Origin of the sequence: Salinarimonas ramus (assembly GCF_014645695.1) — a bacterium.
GTDB lineage: Bacteria > Pseudomonadota > Alphaproteobacteria > Rhizobiales > Beijerinckiaceae > Salinarimonas > Salinarimonas ramus.
Genome location: NZ_BMMF01000016.1, coordinates 17,691 through 33,326, shown reverse-complemented (window position 1 = coordinate 33,326; position 15,636 = coordinate 17,691). Strand labels below are relative to the sequence as shown.

Below are 15,636 nucleotides of genomic sequence, written 5' to 3'. Positions count from 1 at the left end.
TCAGGTCTCGCCGCCGCGGTGGTACGGGTGCCCGGAGAGGATGGTGAGCGCGCGATAGGTCTGCTCGGCGACGAGCGCGCGCACGATCTGGTGGGGGATGGTGAGCCCGCCGAAGGAGAGGACGAGGTCCGCCCGCGCACGCAGCGTCTCGTCGAGCCCGTCGGGTCCGCCGATCACGAAGGTCGCGGCGCCGCGCCCCGCGTCACGAAAGCCGCCGAGCCGGCTGGCGAAGGTCGGGCTGTCGAGGCTTCGGCCGCGCTCGTCGAGGACGACGAGCGCCCCGTCGGGCAGCTTCGCCGCGAGCGCGGCGGCCTCCTCGGCCTTGCGGTCCGCCTCACGGCGTGCCTTCGATTCCGCGATCTCGACGAGATCGGGGCCGGAGAAGCCGAGCGGACGGGCGAGCGCGCGGGCGCGCTCGACGTAGCGATCCACGAGCGCCCGTTCGGGGCCGGCCTTCAGCCGGCCGATCGCGACGAGCGCGAGCCGCACGGCCTCTCAGCCGTCGATCCGCTCGGCCGGCCGATCCGCGCCCCACATCTTCTCGAGATTGTAGAAGGAGCGGACCTCGGGGCGGAACACGTGCACGATGACGTCGCCGGCATCGATCAGCACCCAGTCGCACACGGGCATGCCCTCGACACGCGGGGTGCCGTGGCCGTTGTCCTTGAGCGTCTGGATGATGCGGTCGGCGATCGCGTTGACGTGCCGGTCCGAGCGGCCCGTGGCCACGAGCATGGCGTCCGCGACCGACGTCTTGCCGACGAGATCGATCTCGACCACCTCCTCGGCCTTCATGTCGTCGAGACACGTCTTGGCCAGGGACAGGATTTCCCCGTCGGGCGAGGCATCCGCCTCGGGACGGGCGTGAAGCGGCGCGGTTTCCGCTTCACGCGGAGACACTTGAGCCAGCGTCATGTCCTCTCTGCGCTTGCGACGGCACGATTTACCGCCGCCTCCAAGATGCGCTCGCCGCGCGCGAATTTCAACGTCGATCTCGTGCGTCTCGCGCGAGCAGGCTCGCCCCTATATATATGGACTCGAATCGCCAGCGCGTGCCGTGCCCGACGGCGCATGGGAGGCTCGGCCGACGGCAGCGTCGATGAGGCGTTGACGGCGGGCCCGCGCGCGACTATACACCCGGCTTCACGGGCGCGCGCCGGTATCGCGGTGGGTCGCCCATGGGTTCCTGAGACATCAGCCGATCCCCGCTGCGTGGGCCACCAGGCCTCGCCGGTCGGCGCATCTGAACGGGGTTCTACCAGCCATGGCCAATACGCCCTCGGCCAAGAAGATGACGCGCAAGATCGCCCGTCGCACGGCGATCAACCGCATGCGTCGCTCGCGCATGCGTACCTTCATCCGCAAGGTCGAGGAGGCCCTCGGCAGCGGCGACGCGACGACCGCGCGCAGCGCCTTCGCCGTGGCGGAGCCGATCATCATGCGCAGCGCTCAGAAGGGCGTCACGCACAAGAACACGGCGGCCCGCAAGGTCTCCCGCCTCGCCAAGCGCGTGAAGGCGCTCGAGGCCCGCGCGAGCGCCTGACGCCGCGCGCCGGCGAAAGCCGGCGGACGACCTCGCCTTCCGACCTGGACGTCTCGCAAGCCCGGCCTCGTGCCGGGCTTCGGCGTTCCTGGGGCGGGCTCACGGCGCGCCCGCAGGGGCGTGGCCGACGGTCTTGCGAGCACTTAGCGCGACTTCATGAGTCGCTGCGGACGGCTCGACACGGCGCCTCGCGAAATGTACGTCCACTTGCAGTTCGTCTAACGTTCTGCTTGACTCTCGGGGTCCGATTTCGGGTGGAACACTTGCCTCTAGACTTGCCGCGGCTCCTCCGGACCGCGCAGATAAACTCTTTAAAGCTCAATATCTTAGGGGGCAAAGCAGAAAAGGCCACGGAATCGTGGCGATCAGAAGGCGGTGGCGGCGACGTTTCACAATGCGCCAGGGGCGCTCCGGAACCGGGCGAGACGGGTTCCGAAGGTAAGTAAAACGTTAAGAGCTACAGCGACTTACCCCTGCGCGAAGGCCACGTCCGGCGCCCGCGGGGCCCGTCAAGCCCCCTCGCGAGATTCCTTTCTGTTGCACCCCCCGGAGGGCCTGTGTAAGGTCTCAGGACTTCGGGGGGCTCTTCGAAGTAACTCTTCAGAAATCCAGGGTTCAGCCTCAGGAGCGGGGGGTCTCGCGGTGTTCGTCGTCGGCAACAAAGAAAAACTGCGACCGATGACGACGCTCGACGGGACCCGCACGTCCGCTCTGTAGCCCGACCCGGACAAGATCGCACATCGCGAAGACTTCTGAATGCCTCGGCGGCGGTCGAGGCAGCCGAACGGTTTTCCGTTCGGCGAGACGAGCTTTACTTTACGGGGCGGGCGACATCGACCAGCGGCGGCGGGCGATGCGTCGAAGGTGCGAGAAGGAGGGCGACGATGTTTCACGGGGGCGAAGAGCGCGCGAAGGCACTCGCAGCGGCCTTGGACTGCGGCGGCGCGGCCGTCCGGTCCGGCTCCGGTGCGGGCGGCCTACCGGGCACGTCGTCGAGGGGCATCGCCGATCGGGGATCGGCCGGGGCTGCGCGCGCAGCGGGAGGCGATATCGCCGGGAAGGACGTCGTGATGGAGGACGCCGCCGGCGAGGACACGTCCCCCGCGAACCTCTCGGACGAGAACGTCGCGAAGGAGACCTGGGCGCGCGTCCGGCGGCGGCTGCGCGCCGAGCTCGGCGAGGACGTCTTCACCTCCTGGTTCGCGCGCCTCGAGCTCGACACGCTCGGCGACGGCTGCGCCCGCCTGACCGTTCCCACCCGCTTCCTCAAGAGCTGGATCGAGGCGCATTATCTCGATCGCGTCCTCGACATCTATCGGGCCGAGGAGCGCGGCGTCGAGCGCATCGCCCTCTTCGTGCGCGGGACGACGACGCGCGACGCCGTGCGGCGCACCGAGCCGATGCCGGCCGCGCGCGCCGACGCCGCGCCGCGCCGCGAGGCGCCGAGCACGCCGACCCCCGTCGCCACGGCGACGCCCGCGACCGCCGGCGCCGAGAGCGACATCGCCGGCGCGCCCCTCGATCCGCGCCTGACCTTCGAGAGCTTCGTCGTCGGGCGCTCCAACGCCCTCGCGCACGCGGCGGGCGACCGGGTGGCGCGCCACGACGGGCCGGCGCTCTACAACCCGCTCTACCTCCATGCGGGCGTGGGGCTCGGCAAGACGCATCTCCTCCACGCCATCGGCCACGGGGCGCGGGCGCAGGGCAAGCGCGTCATCTACCTCACCGCCGACCGCTTCATGTACGGCTTCGTGTCCGCCCTCAAGGCGCAGACGGCGCTCGCCTTCAAGGAGCGGCTGCGCGGCATCGACCTCCTGATCATCGACGACGTGCAGTTCATCCAGGGCCGCACGATCCAGCAGGAATTCGGCCACACGCTCAACGCCCTCATCGACGCCGGGCGCCAGGTCGTCATCGCCGCGGACCGTCCGCCGGCGGATCTCGAGAGCTTAGACGAGCGCGCCCGCTCGCGTCTCGCCGGTGGCCTGGTCGTCGAGGTGGGCAATCTCGACGAGGATCTGCGCCACGCGATCCTCGGCGCGCGCATCGCCGCCGTGCGCCAGACGCATCCCACCTTCGACGTCGCCCCCGACGTCATCGCCTGGGTCGCCCGCCAGATCACGACGAACGGCCGCGATCTCGAAGGCGCCGTGAACCGGCTGCTCGCGCACGCGACGCTCACCGGGACCGCGGTGACGCTCGAGACCGCCGAGACCGCGATCCGCGACCTCGTCAAGAACCGCGAGCCCAAGCGCGTCAAGATCGAGGAGATCCAGAAGCTCGTCGCCTCGCGCTACAACGTCTCGCGCTCCGACATCCTCTCCGAGCGCCGCACGGCCGCCGTGGTGCGCCCCCGCCAGATCGCCATGTATCTGTCGAAGACGCTGACGCTGCGCTCGCTGCCCGAGATCGGTCGCCGCTTCGGCGGGCGCGACCACACGACGGTGCTCCACGCCGTGCGCAAGATCGAGAAGGCCATCGGCGAGGACACGACGCTCGGCGAGGAGGTCGAGCTCCTCAAGCGCATGCTCCAGGAGTGAGACGCACGCCCGCTCCGGGAAGCGAGGAGCGGGCCGTTCCTGTCTCTCGCGCGCCCCGCGTACCTCAGCGCAGGGCTGCGGCGACGCGGCGCGCGGCCTCTCCCATCTCGACCTGGGCGTGGTAGAGCCCGAAGCCGAAGCGCAGCACGTCCGCGCGCACGTCCGTGACGATGTCCGCCGCCATCAGGCGCTCGTGGAGCGCCGCCGCGTCCGGCCTCCGGAAGGCGAGGAAGTTCGCCCGGTTCGGCTCGTCGAGCCCCACCACGAGATCGGCGCGGGTCAGCCCCGCCCCTTCCGCCTCGAGGCCGGCGACGAAGTCGCGCTGGCAGGCATGCGCATGGGCATGCACCTCGGCCGCGCCGATGCCGAGCCCGTCGAGCCAGCGCATGACCGCGTCGAAGCGATAGAAGGCCGTCGGGTCGAAGGTCGCGCCCATGAAGCGAAAGCCGTCCTCGGCATAAGCGACCTGCCCTTCCTGCCGCGCGGTCAGCGCGCCGAAGGCGGCATACCAGCCGGTCGCCCGCGGCCGCTCGCCCCAGCCCGGCGGGCAATGCATGAAGGCGACGCCCTCCCCGCTCATGACGTACTTGTAGCCGCCGGACATGTAGAAGACCCGGCTCGCCAGGCGGGAGAGATCCGTCGGCATCGCGAGGAAGCCGTGATAGCCGTCGATCACGACGAAGGTTTCGCGATCGGGCACGGCGTCGACGAGCCGCTCCATGTTCGCGATGACGTAGCCCGAGCCGAACAGCACCTGGCTGAAGAGCACGATGTCCCAGCCCCCGCGCGCCGCCGCCTCCGAGAAGCGCGCCTCGAACGTGGCGAAGGGCTCGACCGGCACGGTGACGAGATCGATCAGCCGGTCCTCGGCGAGGCGGCGTGAGTAACGGTTGAAGGAATGGAACTCCCCGTCCGTCGCCAGCACCCGCGTCGGGCGGTCCGTCGGCATGCAGGAGAACAGCCGCAGCCAGAACTCGAACGTGTTCTGCCCGAAGACGACGCTGCCGGCATCCGGCAGCCCGAGCACCCGCGCCACGTGGCCCTGCGCCGCCTGCCAGACCGGGCCCAGCACGTGGCCCCATTTGCGGTCGGCGAGCCGCGCGGCGTCGTCCCAGGCGACGAGCTGGGCCTCGCGCGTCACGTCCGGCCAGTAGTGGTGGCTGTGGGCGGCGAGGTGCAGGCGCTGCGGGGCGGCGTCGCGATAGCGGGAGAAATGGTGGCGCAGGTCGAGCATGGGATCTTCACGTCCTCTCATCGGGTTCGAGCTTGTGCCGCGGCGCGCGATATTTCAAGCTTGAACCAATCCCGCGACAGGAGCCTCCCATGGCGGACGACGGCGTCAAGACCGACTTCTCCAACGACATGTCCTACGGCGACTATCTGGGGCTCGATACGCTGCTGGCCGCCCAGCACCCTTTGTCCGCGGAGCACGACGAGCCGCTCTTCATCGCCATCCACCAGGTGCAGGAATTGTGGATGAAGCTCTTCATCCACGAGCTCGACGCGGCGATCTCGGCGGTGCGCGGCGATCGCCTGCGCCAAGCCTTCAAGGCGCTCGCGCGCTGCGGGCGCATCCAGGAGCAGCTGGTGAGCGCCTGGGACGTGCTCTCCACGATGACGCCCGCGGACTACCTCGCCTTCCGCGAGCGGCTCGGCGCGTCCTCGGGCTTCCAGTCCTTCCAGTATCGGATGATCGAGTTCAAGCTCGGCGCCAAGGCGGAGGGCATGCTCGAGCCGCACGCCCACGATCCAGCCCGCCACGACCCGCTGCGCGCCGCCTTCGAGGCGCCCTCGATCTACGACGAGGCGATCCGCCTCCTCGCCCGCCGCGGCCTGCCCGTTCCCGCCGACCGGCTGACCCGCGACGTAACCAAGCGCCACGAATACGACCCGGAGCTCGAGAGCGTCTGGGAGGAGGTCTATCGCCGCTCGGAGGCGTTCTTCGACCTCTACGAACTCGCCGAGGAGCTGGTCGATCTCGAGGATCTCATGCGCCAATGGCGCTTCCGGCACGTGACGACGGTGGAGCGCATCATCGGCTTCCGCCGCGGCACCGGCGGCTCCGCCGGCGTGTCGTACCTGAAGAGCGTGCTCGAGAAGCCGTTCTTCCCCGAGCTGTGGCAGCTGCGCACGAAGCTTTGAGAGATCAGGGTCGCGCGGGCGGGCAGAAGGTGCGCTGAAGGGCGCCGATGATCTCGATCACCTCGGGGCGGGCGAGGGAATAGTAGATGTTCTTGCCGTCCCGGCGGCTGGCCACGAGGTCGTCGGCGCGCAGGCGCGCGAGCTGCTGGGAGACGGCGGGCTGGCGCATGTTCAGCATGGCCTCGAGCTCCGTCACCGACTTCTCGCCCTCGATGAGGACGCACAAGATGATGAGCCGCGTCTCGTGCGAGAGCGCCTTGAGGAATTCGCTCGCCTGACGGGCGTTGGCGAGGAGCTCGTCGACGTCGATGGCCGTAGGGTCGGCATGATCCAGGATCGGTGCGGCGGCAGTCATCGAGGCGCCCTTCGGCTCGCGCGGCATTCGAACATCGGTCCCACGTATATAGCCGTCTTTTCCGGCGAAGGAAGCGCGCCGGGCGTGCGGGCACGACCGGGCGAGCGCCCTCCGACGAAGGCTGCGGCGACGGCTGCGGAAACCTCGGCACGCGCTCGGCGTTCCTCGCAGCCCGCCGCCCGAGCACGCACGATCCATGCCGAACCGAACGAACGCCGCTCCGGAGAGCCTCAACGCTCCGGATCTCCCCGCCGCCGCGCCCGTCGGGCGGCTCGCTCTCGCGCTCGCCCGCATGGCGCGGGAGAACATGGCGCGGGAGGGCGGGACGGACGGGCCGCTCGTCCATGTCGCCGAGAGCGGCCGGCGCGCGGATGCGCTCGCGGCGTGCGTCGCCGCGCTCGCGCCGGACCTGCCGATGGCGCGCCTGCCGGCGTGGGATTGCTTCCCCTACGACAGGATGCCGCCTTCGCAGGCGTGCATGGGCGCGCGGATGAGCGTCCTGCGCCGCCTGGCGGAGGGCGGGCTCGCCGAGGGCGGCGCGGACGCGCCGGCGCTCGTCCTGACGACGCCCGCCGCCCTCCTGCGCCGCGTGCCGCCGCGCACGGTCTGGGCGCAGGGCCGGCTCGCGTTCCGCGTGGGCGAGGCCTTCGATCCGCCCGCCGTCGAGGCCGCGCTCGTGCGCCTCGGCTACCGGCACGACGAGCGCGCCGACGAGCCCGGCGAGGCGGCCATGCGCCCGCACGTCCTCGACGTCTTCCCCGCCTCCGCCGATCGCCCCGTGCGCATAGAGCACACGGACGGGCGCGTCGCTGCGATCCACGACGTCGATCCGGCGACCTCCGCGACGACTGCCGATCGCGACGCCCTCGACCTCGACCCCGCCTCCGAGATCGTGCGCATGCCCGACGCGGAGGCGACGCCGCTGCCGCAGGGCGCGGAGCATCGCCTCGCGGAGCGCTACGAGGGCCTCGAGACGCTCTTCGACTACGCGCCGCGCGCCCGCCTCGTCCTCGACCCCGACGCGGCGGAGATTGCGAACGACGTCCTGCGCGACGTCGCGGACGCGCACGCCGCCGCCGTCGCGCTCGCGAGCGCCGAGGAGACGCGCCGCCCGCCGCTCCCGCCGGACACGCTCCATCTCGGGAACGAGGAATGGGAGGCCGCTCTCGCGCGCCGCCTCGTCGCGACCGTGCCGCACGCGGACGAGAACGAGGCGAGCGGCGTGCCGCGCTTCGTCCTCCAGGAGCGCCCCCGGCGCGCCTTCGCGCGCTTCGTGCGGTCTCATCGCGAGGCCGGCCGACGCGTCGTCCTGTGCGCGGACGCGTCGACCTCCCCGCTCTTCCTGCGCCGGGCGCACGCCGCGCTCGGCGAGAGGCCGGATCGGATCGGCTCCTTCGACGAGGTGGCGAAGGCCGAGGCGGGCGCGCTCCTCGCGCTCGCGGTGCCGCTGGAGGCCGGCTTCGTGGACCGCGCGAGCGACGCGGTGCTCGTCGCCGCCGCCGATCTCCTCGGCGAGGTCGGCCGCGCCGACACGGGCCCCGCGAGCCCGATGGACGACCCGAGCCTGCCGTCCGTGGGCGACGTCGTGGTCCATGCCGAGCACGGCATCGGGCGGCTCGAGGGGCTCGAGCGCGTCGCGACTCACGAGGCGGATGCTGAGGAGGCGGGCGAGGCCGTGCGCCTCGCCTATGCCGACGGCGCGACGCTCCTCGTGCCGGTGGAGGAGCTCGACCGGGTCTGGCGTCACGGCGGTGCCGACGACCGGGTGACGCTCGACCGGCTCGACACCGACACCTGGGCGAAGCGTCGCGCCGGCATCGAGGCCGCCATCGCCGAGACCGCGCGCGACCTCGCGCGCCTCGCCGCCGAGCGGGCGGCGGCGAAGGCGCCCGCTCTTCAAGCCGCCGAGCGCGACCTCGCCCGTTTCGCGGCGCGCTTCCCCCATCCGCCGACCGCCGACCAGGCCTCCGCCATCGCCGCCGTCACCGCCGATCTCGCCCGCGAGACGCCCATGGACCGCCTCGTCTGCGGCGACGTCGGCTACGGCAAGACGGAGGTCGCCCTGCGCGCCGCCGCCATCGCCGCCTTCGCGGGCAAGCAGGTCGCCCTCGTCGCGCCGACGACGGTCCTCGCGCGCCAGCACGCGCAGACGATGCACGCCCGCTTCTCCGGCTTCGGCATCGAGACGGCGCAGCTCTCGCGCCTCGTCTCCGCCGCGGAGGCCGCGCGCGTGCGCGAGGGGCTGGCGGACGGCTCGATCCGCATCGTCGTGGGCACCCACGCGCTCGCCGGCGAGGACGTGCGCTTCGCCGATCTCGGCCTCGTGATCGTGGACGAGGAGCAGCGCTTCGGCGCCGAGGACAAGGAGGCGCTGCGCCGGCTCGAAGCCGGCGTGCACGTCCTGACGCTGACCGCGACGCCGATCCCGGCGACGCTGGCGGGGAGCCTCGCGGGCCTGCGCGACCTCTCCACCATCGCGACGCCGCCCGTGATGCGAAAGCCCGTGCGCACCGCGCGCGCCGAATGGGACGACGGGCTCGTGCGCGAGGCGCTCGCCCGCGAACGGGAGCGGGGCGGGCAGAGCTTCGTCGTCGTGCCGCGCATCGCCGACATCGCGGCGATCGAGGAGCGCCTGCGCGCCCTCGTGCCGGACCTGCGCGTCGCCGTCGCGCACGGACGCATGAAGCCCGCCGCCATCGACGAGGCCATGGTGGGCTTCGCCAGCGGCGAGGATCCCCCCGACGTGCTGCTGGCCACCGACATCGTCGAGAGCGGGCTCGACGTGCCGCGGGCGAACACGATGCTCATCGTCCACCCGGACCGCTTCGGCCTCGCCCAGCTGCACCAGCTGCGCGGGCGGGTGGGGCGCGGTGCCCGCCAGGCGCATTGCTGGCTCCTCACCGAGCCCGGGGCGGAGCTGGCGGACGCGACGAGCGAGCGGCTCGACGCCCTCGTGGCGCACGATCGGCTCGGCTCCGGCTTCGCCCTGTCGCTTCGCGATCTCGACCTGCGCGGCGCAGGCGCGCTGCTCGGCGAAACGCAGGCGGGGCACGTCGCCGAGATCGGCATCGGCCTCCACCGCGATCTCGTGGCGCGCGCGCTCGCCGCGCAGCACGAGGACGAGCCAGAGCGCCGGCGGGTACAAGCGGTCACACGGCTCGCGCTCGGCGTCGCCGGCGCGATCCCCGAGGCGGAGATCGCGAGCCCGGACATGCGCCTCGAGCTCTACGCCCGCCTGGCGCGGCTCGAGAGCGAGGAGGCGCTCGACGCGCTGTGCGACGAGATCGAGGACCGCTTCGGCATCGCCGCCGACGCGCTCGGCCCCGTCGTCACGCTCGCGCGATTGCGCCTGCGGGCGGGCGCGCTGGGCGTCCTGCGCCTCGAGGCGGGCCCGGCGGCCCTCGCCGTCACCCTCCACGAGGACGTCGCGCGCCGCCTCGCGAAGAAGCGCCTCGCGGAGCCCGCGAGCCTCGACGGCAACCGCCTGATCTATGCACGCGAGACAGACGACGCGGCCGCGCGGCTGGCGCTGGCGGAGAAGCTGATCGACGCGCTGGAGACGCTGCTGGAAGGATGAGCGTAGCTGGGCGCGAGCAGGTGCGATCGTACTTGCATCAGCGTGCAGAAATGCTATCTTTTCTACGGAGTGACTAGAGAGGGTTTCCCCTCTCCGGTCCTTGCATCAGCCCAGCGCCAGGCGGAGGACGAGGGACCAGCTCGTCCTCCGCACCCTGCGAAGGGTGATGGACACGCTGATGCGTGGCGGGAGCCACCTCATAGCATATCCTCCGTACGATCAGGCGAGGCTCTCGCCCAGAGGCCCCGGGAGCCCGTCTCCCGGGGCGGGGCACTGGACCGCCCTGGCGTGCCGCCTGACCGACGCCGCCACCATGGCGCGCAAGAGGCGGCTAGTCTACATAAGTACCCTCCTTTGATCTAATTTTGTTTTTGTTTCTATCTTAAGATGTTCTTACATCGACAACCGCACACCCGTCGCGCGCTCATACGCAATCTCCCGATGCGCCGCCACGCTCTACCGCAACTCCCGCCCCGCTTTAAAGAAAGCAGGATCGGCAACCGGCCGCCGCGCCGACCGCGAAGCGCGTCCCGAACGCCGCGCCCCGCGACGGGCACGCCAGCGCGCGCCGAGCCGGAACCCGGCTTCCTCTTCTCCGTTCGTGAGGCTCCCCAACCAGGAGACACGCTGCCATGGCCAACGAGAAGACGCTCGAGGACCTGTTCCTCGACACGCTCAAGGACGTCTACAACGCCGAGAAGCAGGCGCTGCGCGCCTATCCCCGCCTCGTCAAGGCGGTGGAATCCGACGACCTCAAGGCGGCGCTAGAGCAGCACCGCGACGAGACCGAGACGCAGATCGAGCGCCTCGACAAGGTCTTCGAGATGCTCGAGAAGCCCGCCCGCGGCAAGACCTGCGAGGCGATCCAGGGCCTCATCGAGGAATCGAAAGAGATCCTCTCGGAGTTCAAGGGCGCGCCCGCCCTCGACGCCGGCATCATCGCCGCCGCGCAGGCCATCGAGCACTACGAGATCGCCCGATACGGCACGCTGCGCACCTGGGCGAACGAGCTCGGCATGAAAGATGCGGCGAAGCTCTTCGAGGAGACCCTGAAGGAGGAGAGCCGCACCGACGAGAAGCTCTCCAAGCTCGCCGAGAAGGCCGCCAACAAGAAGGCGGCCTGACGCGAGACTTGACGCGAGACTTGCCAACCCGCCCCCGCTGACGCATCACGGAGCGTCACGGGAGGCGGGGATGGCGCACGAGACGATTGCCAGGACGGAGCACGAGCCCCGCGGCGACCTGACGGTCCGCACGCTGGCCATGCCCTCCGACACCAACGCCAACGGCGACATCTTCGGCGGCTGGGTGCTCTCGCAGATGGACCAGGCCGGCGGCATCGCCGGCGTGGAGCGCGCGCAGGGGCGCGTCGTCACCATCGCGGTGGAGGCCATGACCTTCATCCGCCCGGTCAAGGTCGGCGACGTCCTGTGCGTCTACACCGAGGTCGAGCATGTCGGCCGCACCTCGATGAAGATCCACATCGAGGCCTGGGCGCGCCGCTTCATGACGAACGTGCGCGAGAAGGTCACCGTGGCCACCTTCACCTTCGTCGCCATCGACGACGAAGGCCGCCCGCGGCCGATCCCGCGAGACTGAGCCCGCCCGAGCCGCGTCCCCCAGATCTTCAGCGATAGCGGAACTTCACGCCGAGCCGGGTCGGGCTGCGGCGAACGACGTCGCACACGCGCCGGATCGCTTCCGTGCCGTTGATGAAGAGCACGAACGCGTCCGGAAGGGCCTCGGCTTCCGTGCAATGCACCTGCGCGCCGCGCTCCGAGAGGTCGAGGACGGTGCACGAGAAGCGCAGCCGCGATTGCGGATCGTAGGCGATGCTCTGGAGACCGAGCTTGCGGCGCACCTCGCGTCGCCGCTCGCCCTCCGGCGGACCTTCCGTATAGAGCCAGCCGCGTTGCATCCGCACGCCTCCTTCAGTCGCGCGAACCCTAGCGATTTCCCGTGTGCGAATGGTGAATGCGAACGGTAAACGCCGATCAGCGTTCGTCGGCGTCCTCCTGCTCGCGGGTGAGCGAACCCGCGAGGAAGGCGCCGACCATCCGCCAGGAGGGGAGGTGGTCGCACACCGTCTTGACGATGACGAGGATCGGCACCGCGAGGAACACGCCCACGGGCCCCCACAGCCATCCCATGGCGGCGACGCCGACCAGGATCGCGATGGCGTTCAGCTCGAGGCGACGTCCGAGTATCAGCGGCGTCACGACGTTGCCCTCCATGGAGGTGCAGGCGAAGTAGACGAGCGGCGGCGCCAGCGTCGTCCAGAAGCCGTCGAACGTCACGACGGAGACCGCCGCCGTGATCATCACGCCGACGATCGCGCCGAGATAGGGCAGGAAGTTGAGCACCGTCGCCATGGCGCCGAAGAGGATCGGCGTCGGCATGCCCACGAGCCACAAGACCGCTCCCACCACGATCCCGAGCCCGATGTTGATGAGCGTGATGGTGAGGAGGTAGCGCGAGATCGAGCGCTCGATGGCACGCACGATCTCCACCGCGGTGCGCTTGTCGTGGAAGGTCGGCAGCACGTGGACCATGCGCTCGTAGATCCGGTCTCCGGCGGCCAGGAGGAAGGCGGCCAGCAGGGCGGCGACGACCACGATGACGAAGACGCGCAGGAGGCCGCTCGATGCGGTGGTGAGGAGGCTCGGCTCGCGCACCACCACCTCCTCGACGCCCGGCTCGCGATCGCCGGCGGCGAGCTCGTCGACGCGCTGGCTCGCCTGCTCGACCGCCTCGAACGAGGTGCGCAGCGAGCGCAGCTCGCGCTCGATCTCGTAGCCGATCTCGGGCGCGCGAGAGAGCCAGTCGGAGAGAGGGAAGGAGAGCGTGTAGGCGCCGAGCCCGAGCGTTCCGACGAGGGCGACGACCATGAGCGGTGCCGTGGCCCAGGACGGCACGCCGCGCCGATCGAGGGTGCGCACGATGGGGCTCAGCGTCAGCGTCGCGAGAACGGCGAGCGCGAGCGGCAGGAGCAGATCCTGCGTGAAATAGAGCGCGCCGACGCCGAGCACGATGGCGCAGACGTGGATCGAGAGCGCGATCGGGCGAGTCAGGCGCGCCTCGACCACGGCGCGCGGGCCCGTCTCGTCTTCCGGCGGCTGCTCCCGCCGCCTCTGCTCCAGCATGTCCGCGTCCTCAGGCTCGTGCGCGCGAGCGACGGTCCGAGGCGCGCGACGAAGCGAGAAACGGCGCAGCTCCCGGCTTGTTCCGAAAGGCGCTTTCCACGGCGAAAGACGGGCTCGCCGCGCGATCGGCTACGCTCTTTCCTCTAACATGCGTTATGATGTCTCAGGCGATCCGGGCCGCGGCCGGCGCGAATCGCCAGGCGGGAACAACGTGCACGGGGGGCGAGCACATGTATGTCGGCATCCTCGCGGCGGGAGCGGTCTTCGGCCTCGTGGCCGGCCTGCGCCTCGGCCTGCCCGCCTTCGCGCTCGGCGTGATCCTGTCGCTCGCGACCCTCGTCATCGCCGACACGGCCGCCGATGCCGGGACGATCGCCACGATCTGCCGCGCGCTCGGCCTCGCCTTGGTGCTGCACGCGCTCTACGGCGCGGGGCTCCTGTGGCGCCACCTCTCCGGTACCCCGCCGCGCGAGCCCGCCTGATCGAGGCTCCTCGAACGCGTCTCCGACGCTCGTGCGAACGCTCGGCGCCTCCGCGCCGTTGTCTCGGCGACATCGGCCGAGGCGACGGCCCCGGCGACAGGAGAGGAGAGCGTCATGACCACGCGTTTCGAAGACGGCCCGCCCGGCTACCGCGCCATGTACCGCGACGGCGACCCCGACGGCCTGCGCGCTCGGGTGCCCGTTCGGCACGCCCGCGAGAGGGCACGCGACATGGCCCACGACGTCGCCGGCTATCTGCCGAGCGGATTTCCCGGCCACCTGCGGACGAGGCGGCTCGCCGCGGCGAGCGTCGGTGCGACCGCGATCGGCGCGCTCGCGGTGGGTGCCGTCGCCATCGGCGCGCTCGCGATCTCGCGCCTCGCCATCTCCCGCATGGGCATGCGCGAGGGGCACATCCAGTCGTTGACCATCGACGAGCTCCGCGTCAGGCGCCTGCGCATCGATCGCGAGGAAGGCCCCCGTCCGCTGCCGCGCTATGCCGCCGCGCGTCGCCCCTGATCGCGACGCCGACGCCCGCCGATCGCCCCGCGCTGCGACGAGGGTGCGATCTCGCGGCGCGAAACAAAACCGGGGCCGCCGCCGTTCCGAGGGCGAACGATCGACGCCCCGGCATTCAGGAGGCCCCGACAATGACCACCGATCCCAAGGCTCGCGAGAAGCTCTTCGACCTCATCGAGGACATCCGCATCGCCATGATGACCACCCAGGAGGCGGACGGCTCGCTGCGCTCGCGCCCGATGTGGAGCCAGAAGCCCGACGACAACGGCGACCTCTGGTTCGCGACCCGCATCGACTCGTCGAAGACCCGCGAGATCGACCGCGACCACCAGGTCGGCCTCGCCTATGCCGACCCGGACGACCAGGATTACGTCTCGATCTCCGGGCGCGCGACCATCGTGCGCGACCGCGGCGCCATCGACGCTCATTGGCAGGAGGGCCTGCGCGCCTGGTTCCCGGACGGCAAGGACGACCCGGAGCTGGCCTTCATCAAGGTCACGCCGGAATACGGGGAGTATTGGGACGCGCCGTCCTCGAAGATGCTCCACGTCTACGGCTATGCGAAGGCCGCGATCACCGGCGAGCCGCCCCATCCCGGCAAGGAGGGCAAGGTCGACCTCTGAGGCGAGATCGACCCGCCGAATAGCTCGGCACGGCCCGCGGCGGCCGTGCCGCACTGGACCCCGGACGCACGGGTGGGCTAGGCATGAGCCTTCAGCCCACCCGTGCCCGGGGTTCGATTCGTGGATTACTGCGTGCTCGACGTCGAGACCGCCAATACCGATTGCGGCTCGATCTGCCAGATCGGCATCGTCTGCGTCGAGGGCGACGCCGTGATCGCCGAGCACGTCACCTACGTCGACCCGGGCTGCGGGTTCTCGCCCTTCAACATCCGCGTTCACGGCATCCGCCCCGAGCACGTCGCCGGCGCGCCGACCTTCGCCGCGCTCTACGACGAGCTGCGCGCACGCCTCACGGGGCATCTCGTCGTGCAGCAGGGCGGCTTCGACAAGACGGCGCTGGCCCGCGCCGCGGCGGCGTGCGGTCGCGAGGAGATCGACGCGCGCTGGATCAACAACGTCTCGGTCGCCCGCCGCGCCTGGCCCGGCCTGCCCGGCTACGGGCTCGCGAAGATGGCGGCGCGCCTCGAGCTGACCTTCCGCCACCACGATGCGCTGGAGGACGCCCGCGTCACCCAGGCGATCTTCGCCCGCGCCGTCGCCGAGACCGGCATCGCGCCCCACGACTGGCCCGCCCGCCTCGCCGCGCCGGTGCAGCGCAAGCCGTCGACGCGCCGCGAGCCGGCCCCGGAAGCCGCGACGGCCGCGGAGTAAG

16 protein-coding genes are annotated in these 15,636 nt (G+C 71.1%); 10 read left to right on the top strand and 6 right to left on the bottom strand.

Features of this window, described 5'->3' with window-relative positions; translation table 11 throughout:
* Positions 1 to 489 (bottom strand): 23S rRNA (pseudouridine(1915)-N(3))-methyltransferase RlmH, encoded by a 489-nt coding sequence (rlmH, locus tag IEX89_RS21935; protein ID WP_188915421.1) that lies wholly within the window; start codon positions 487 to 489, stop codon positions 1 to 3.
* Positions 490 to 495: 6 nt separating this feature from the next.
* A complete protein-coding gene (gene rsfS, locus IEX89_RS21930; RefSeq protein WP_188915420.1) occupies positions 496 to 915 on the bottom strand; it encodes a ribosome silencing factor in 420 nt (139 codons plus the stop codon).
* Between the two features lie 349 nt (positions 916 to 1,264).
* Between rsfS and rpsT the strand changes: the two genes are divergently transcribed.
* Both rpsT and dnaA read left to right on the top strand, forming a co-directional pair.
* Positions 1,265 to 1,543 carry a 30S ribosomal protein S20 gene (gene rpsT, locus IEX89_RS21925; protein ID WP_188915419.1) on the top strand — a complete coding sequence of 93 codons (279 nt, stop codon included), beginning with the start codon at positions 1,265 to 1,267 and terminating at the stop codon, positions 1,541 to 1,543.
* 1,070 nt (positions 1,544 to 2,613) lie between these two features.
* Positions 2,614 to 4,083, top strand: a complete 1,470-nt coding sequence (dnaA, locus tag IEX89_RS21920; protein WP_188915418.1) for a chromosomal replication initiator protein DnaA — start codon at positions 2,614 to 2,616, stop codon at positions 4,081 to 4,083.
* Between the two features lie 64 nt (positions 4,084 to 4,147).
* Here the strand turns inward: dnaA and IEX89_RS21915 are convergent, their stop codons facing one another.
* The gene (locus tag IEX89_RS21915) at positions 4,148 to 5,317 is read right to left on the bottom strand and encodes an aminotransferase class V-fold PLP-dependent enzyme (protein ID WP_188915417.1); all 1,170 of its coding nucleotides are present in this window, start codon (positions 5,315 to 5,317) and stop codon (positions 4,148 to 4,150) included.
* Positions 5,318 to 5,406: 89 nt separating this feature from the next.
* Between IEX89_RS21915 and kynA the strand changes: the two genes are divergently transcribed.
* Positions 5,407 to 6,225 (top strand): tryptophan 2,3-dioxygenase, encoded by an 819-nt coding sequence (kynA, locus tag IEX89_RS21910; protein WP_188915416.1) that lies wholly within the window; start codon positions 5,407 to 5,409, stop codon positions 6,223 to 6,225.
* Between the two features lie 4 nt (positions 6,226 to 6,229).
* Here the strand turns inward: kynA and IEX89_RS21905 are convergent, their stop codons facing one another.
* Positions 6,230 to 6,580: an ArsR/SmtB family transcription factor gene (locus IEX89_RS21905; protein WP_244645643.1), complete on the bottom strand. Its 351-nt coding sequence runs from the start codon at positions 6,578 to 6,580 to the stop codon at positions 6,230 to 6,232.
* 196 nt (positions 6,581 to 6,776) lie between these two features.
* On the opposite strand from IEX89_RS21905, the gene IEX89_RS21900 reads away from it, so the two are divergent.
* The 3 genes from IEX89_RS21900 to IEX89_RS21890 all read left to right on the top strand — a co-directional run bounded on the left by IEX89_RS21900 (position 6,777) and on the right by IEX89_RS21890 (position 11,756).
* Positions 6,777 to 10,157 carry a DEAD/DEAH box helicase gene (locus tag IEX89_RS21900; RefSeq protein WP_188915414.1) on the top strand — a complete coding sequence of 1,127 codons (3,381 nt, stop codon included), beginning with the start codon at positions 6,777 to 6,779 and terminating at the stop codon, positions 10,155 to 10,157.
* Positions 10,158 to 10,789: 632 nt separating this feature from the next.
* On the top strand, positions 10,790 to 11,281 hold the full coding sequence (locus tag IEX89_RS21895) for a YciE/YciF ferroxidase family protein (RefSeq protein WP_188915413.1): 492 nt from the start codon (positions 10,790 to 10,792) through the stop codon (positions 11,279 to 11,281).
* 70 nt (positions 11,282 to 11,351) lie between these two features.
* A complete protein-coding gene (locus IEX89_RS21890) occupies positions 11,352 to 11,756 on the top strand; it encodes an acyl-CoA thioesterase (protein WP_188915412.1) in 405 nt (134 codons plus the stop codon).
* 28 nt (positions 11,757 to 11,784) lie between these two features.
* On the opposite strand, the gene IEX89_RS21885 is transcribed toward IEX89_RS21890, so the two are convergent.
* Positions 11,785 to 12,075: a PilZ domain-containing protein gene (locus IEX89_RS21885; RefSeq protein ID WP_188915411.1), complete on the bottom strand. Its 291-nt coding sequence runs from the start codon at positions 12,073 to 12,075 to the stop codon at positions 11,785 to 11,787.
* Positions 12,076 to 12,151: 76 nt separating this feature from the next.
* Positions 12,152 to 13,300 (bottom strand): AI-2E family transporter, encoded by a 1,149-nt coding sequence (locus IEX89_RS21880; RefSeq protein WP_188915410.1) that lies wholly within the window; start codon positions 13,298 to 13,300, stop codon positions 12,152 to 12,154.
* A gap of 230 nt (positions 13,301 to 13,530) precedes the next feature.
* Here IEX89_RS21880 and IEX89_RS21875 point away from each other — a divergent pair, with 230 nt between their 5' ends.
* The 4 genes from IEX89_RS21875 to IEX89_RS21860 all read left to right on the top strand — a co-directional run bounded on the left by IEX89_RS21875 (position 13,531) and on the right by IEX89_RS21860 (position 15,635).
* Positions 13,531 to 13,782, top strand: a complete 252-nt coding sequence (locus IEX89_RS21875) for a hypothetical protein (protein WP_188915409.1) — start codon at positions 13,531 to 13,533, stop codon at positions 13,780 to 13,782.
* A 114-nt stretch (positions 13,783 to 13,896) separates the two neighbouring features.
* Positions 13,897 to 14,301 carry a hypothetical protein gene (locus IEX89_RS21870; RefSeq protein WP_244645642.1) on the top strand — a complete coding sequence of 135 codons (405 nt, stop codon included), beginning with the start codon at positions 13,897 to 13,899 and terminating at the stop codon, positions 14,299 to 14,301.
* Positions 14,302 to 14,432: 131 nt separating this feature from the next.
* Positions 14,433 to 14,924, top strand: coding sequence for a pyridoxamine 5'-phosphate oxidase family protein (locus IEX89_RS21865; protein WP_188915408.1), 492 nt, complete (start codon positions 14,433 to 14,435; stop codon positions 14,922 to 14,924).
* Positions 14,925 to 15,026: 102 nt separating this feature from the next.
* Positions 15,027 to 15,635 (top strand): exonuclease domain-containing protein, encoded by a 609-nt coding sequence (locus IEX89_RS21860; RefSeq protein ID WP_188915407.1) that lies wholly within the window; start codon positions 15,027 to 15,029, stop codon positions 15,633 to 15,635.
* Position 15,636: the final 1 nt, after the last annotated feature.

Coding starts and splice junctions, on each gene's coding strand:
- rpsT (WP_188915419.1), top strand. CDS start 1,265: ATGGCCAATACGCCCTCGGCCAAGAAGATGACGCGCAAGATCGCCCGT.
- IEX89_RS21905 (WP_244645643.1), bottom strand. CDS start 6,580: ATGACTGCCGCCGCACCGATCCTGGATCATGCCGACCCTACGGCCATC.
- IEX89_RS21875 (WP_188915409.1), top strand. CDS start 13,531: ATGTATGTCGGCATCCTCGCGGCGGGAGCGGTCTTCGGCCTCGTGGCC.
- IEX89_RS21900 (WP_188915414.1), top strand. CDS start 6,777: ATGCCGAACCGAACGAACGCCGCTCCGGAGAGCCTCAACGCTCCGGAT.
- IEX89_RS21865 (WP_188915408.1), top strand. CDS start 14,433: ATGACCACCGATCCCAAGGCTCGCGAGAAGCTCTTCGACCTCATCGAG.
- IEX89_RS21880 (WP_188915410.1), bottom strand. CDS start 13,300: ATGCTGGAGCAGAGGCGGCGGGAGCAGCCGCCGGAAGACGAGACGGGC.
- IEX89_RS21885 (WP_188915411.1), bottom strand. CDS start 12,075: ATGCAACGCGGCTGGCTCTATACGGAAGGTCCGCCGGAGGGCGAGCGG.
- IEX89_RS21890 (WP_188915412.1), top strand. CDS start 11,352: ATGGCGCACGAGACGATTGCCAGGACGGAGCACGAGCCCCGCGGCGAC.
- IEX89_RS21915 (WP_188915417.1), bottom strand. CDS start 5,317: ATGCTCGACCTGCGCCACCATTTCTCCCGCTATCGCGACGCCGCCCCG.
- IEX89_RS21870 (WP_244645642.1), top strand. CDS start 13,897: ATGACCACGCGTTTCGAAGACGGCCCGCCCGGCTACCGCGCCATGTAC.
- kynA (WP_188915416.1), top strand. CDS start 5,407: ATGGCGGACGACGGCGTCAAGACCGACTTCTCCAACGACATGTCCTAC.
- dnaA (WP_188915418.1), top strand. CDS start 2,614: ATGGAGGACGCCGCCGGCGAGGACACGTCCCCCGCGAACCTCTCGGAC.
- rsfS (WP_188915420.1), bottom strand. CDS start 915: ATGACGCTGGCTCAAGTGTCTCCGCGTGAAGCGGAAACCGCGCCGCTT.
- IEX89_RS21895 (WP_188915413.1), top strand. CDS start 10,790: ATGGCCAACGAGAAGACGCTCGAGGACCTGTTCCTCGACACGCTCAAG.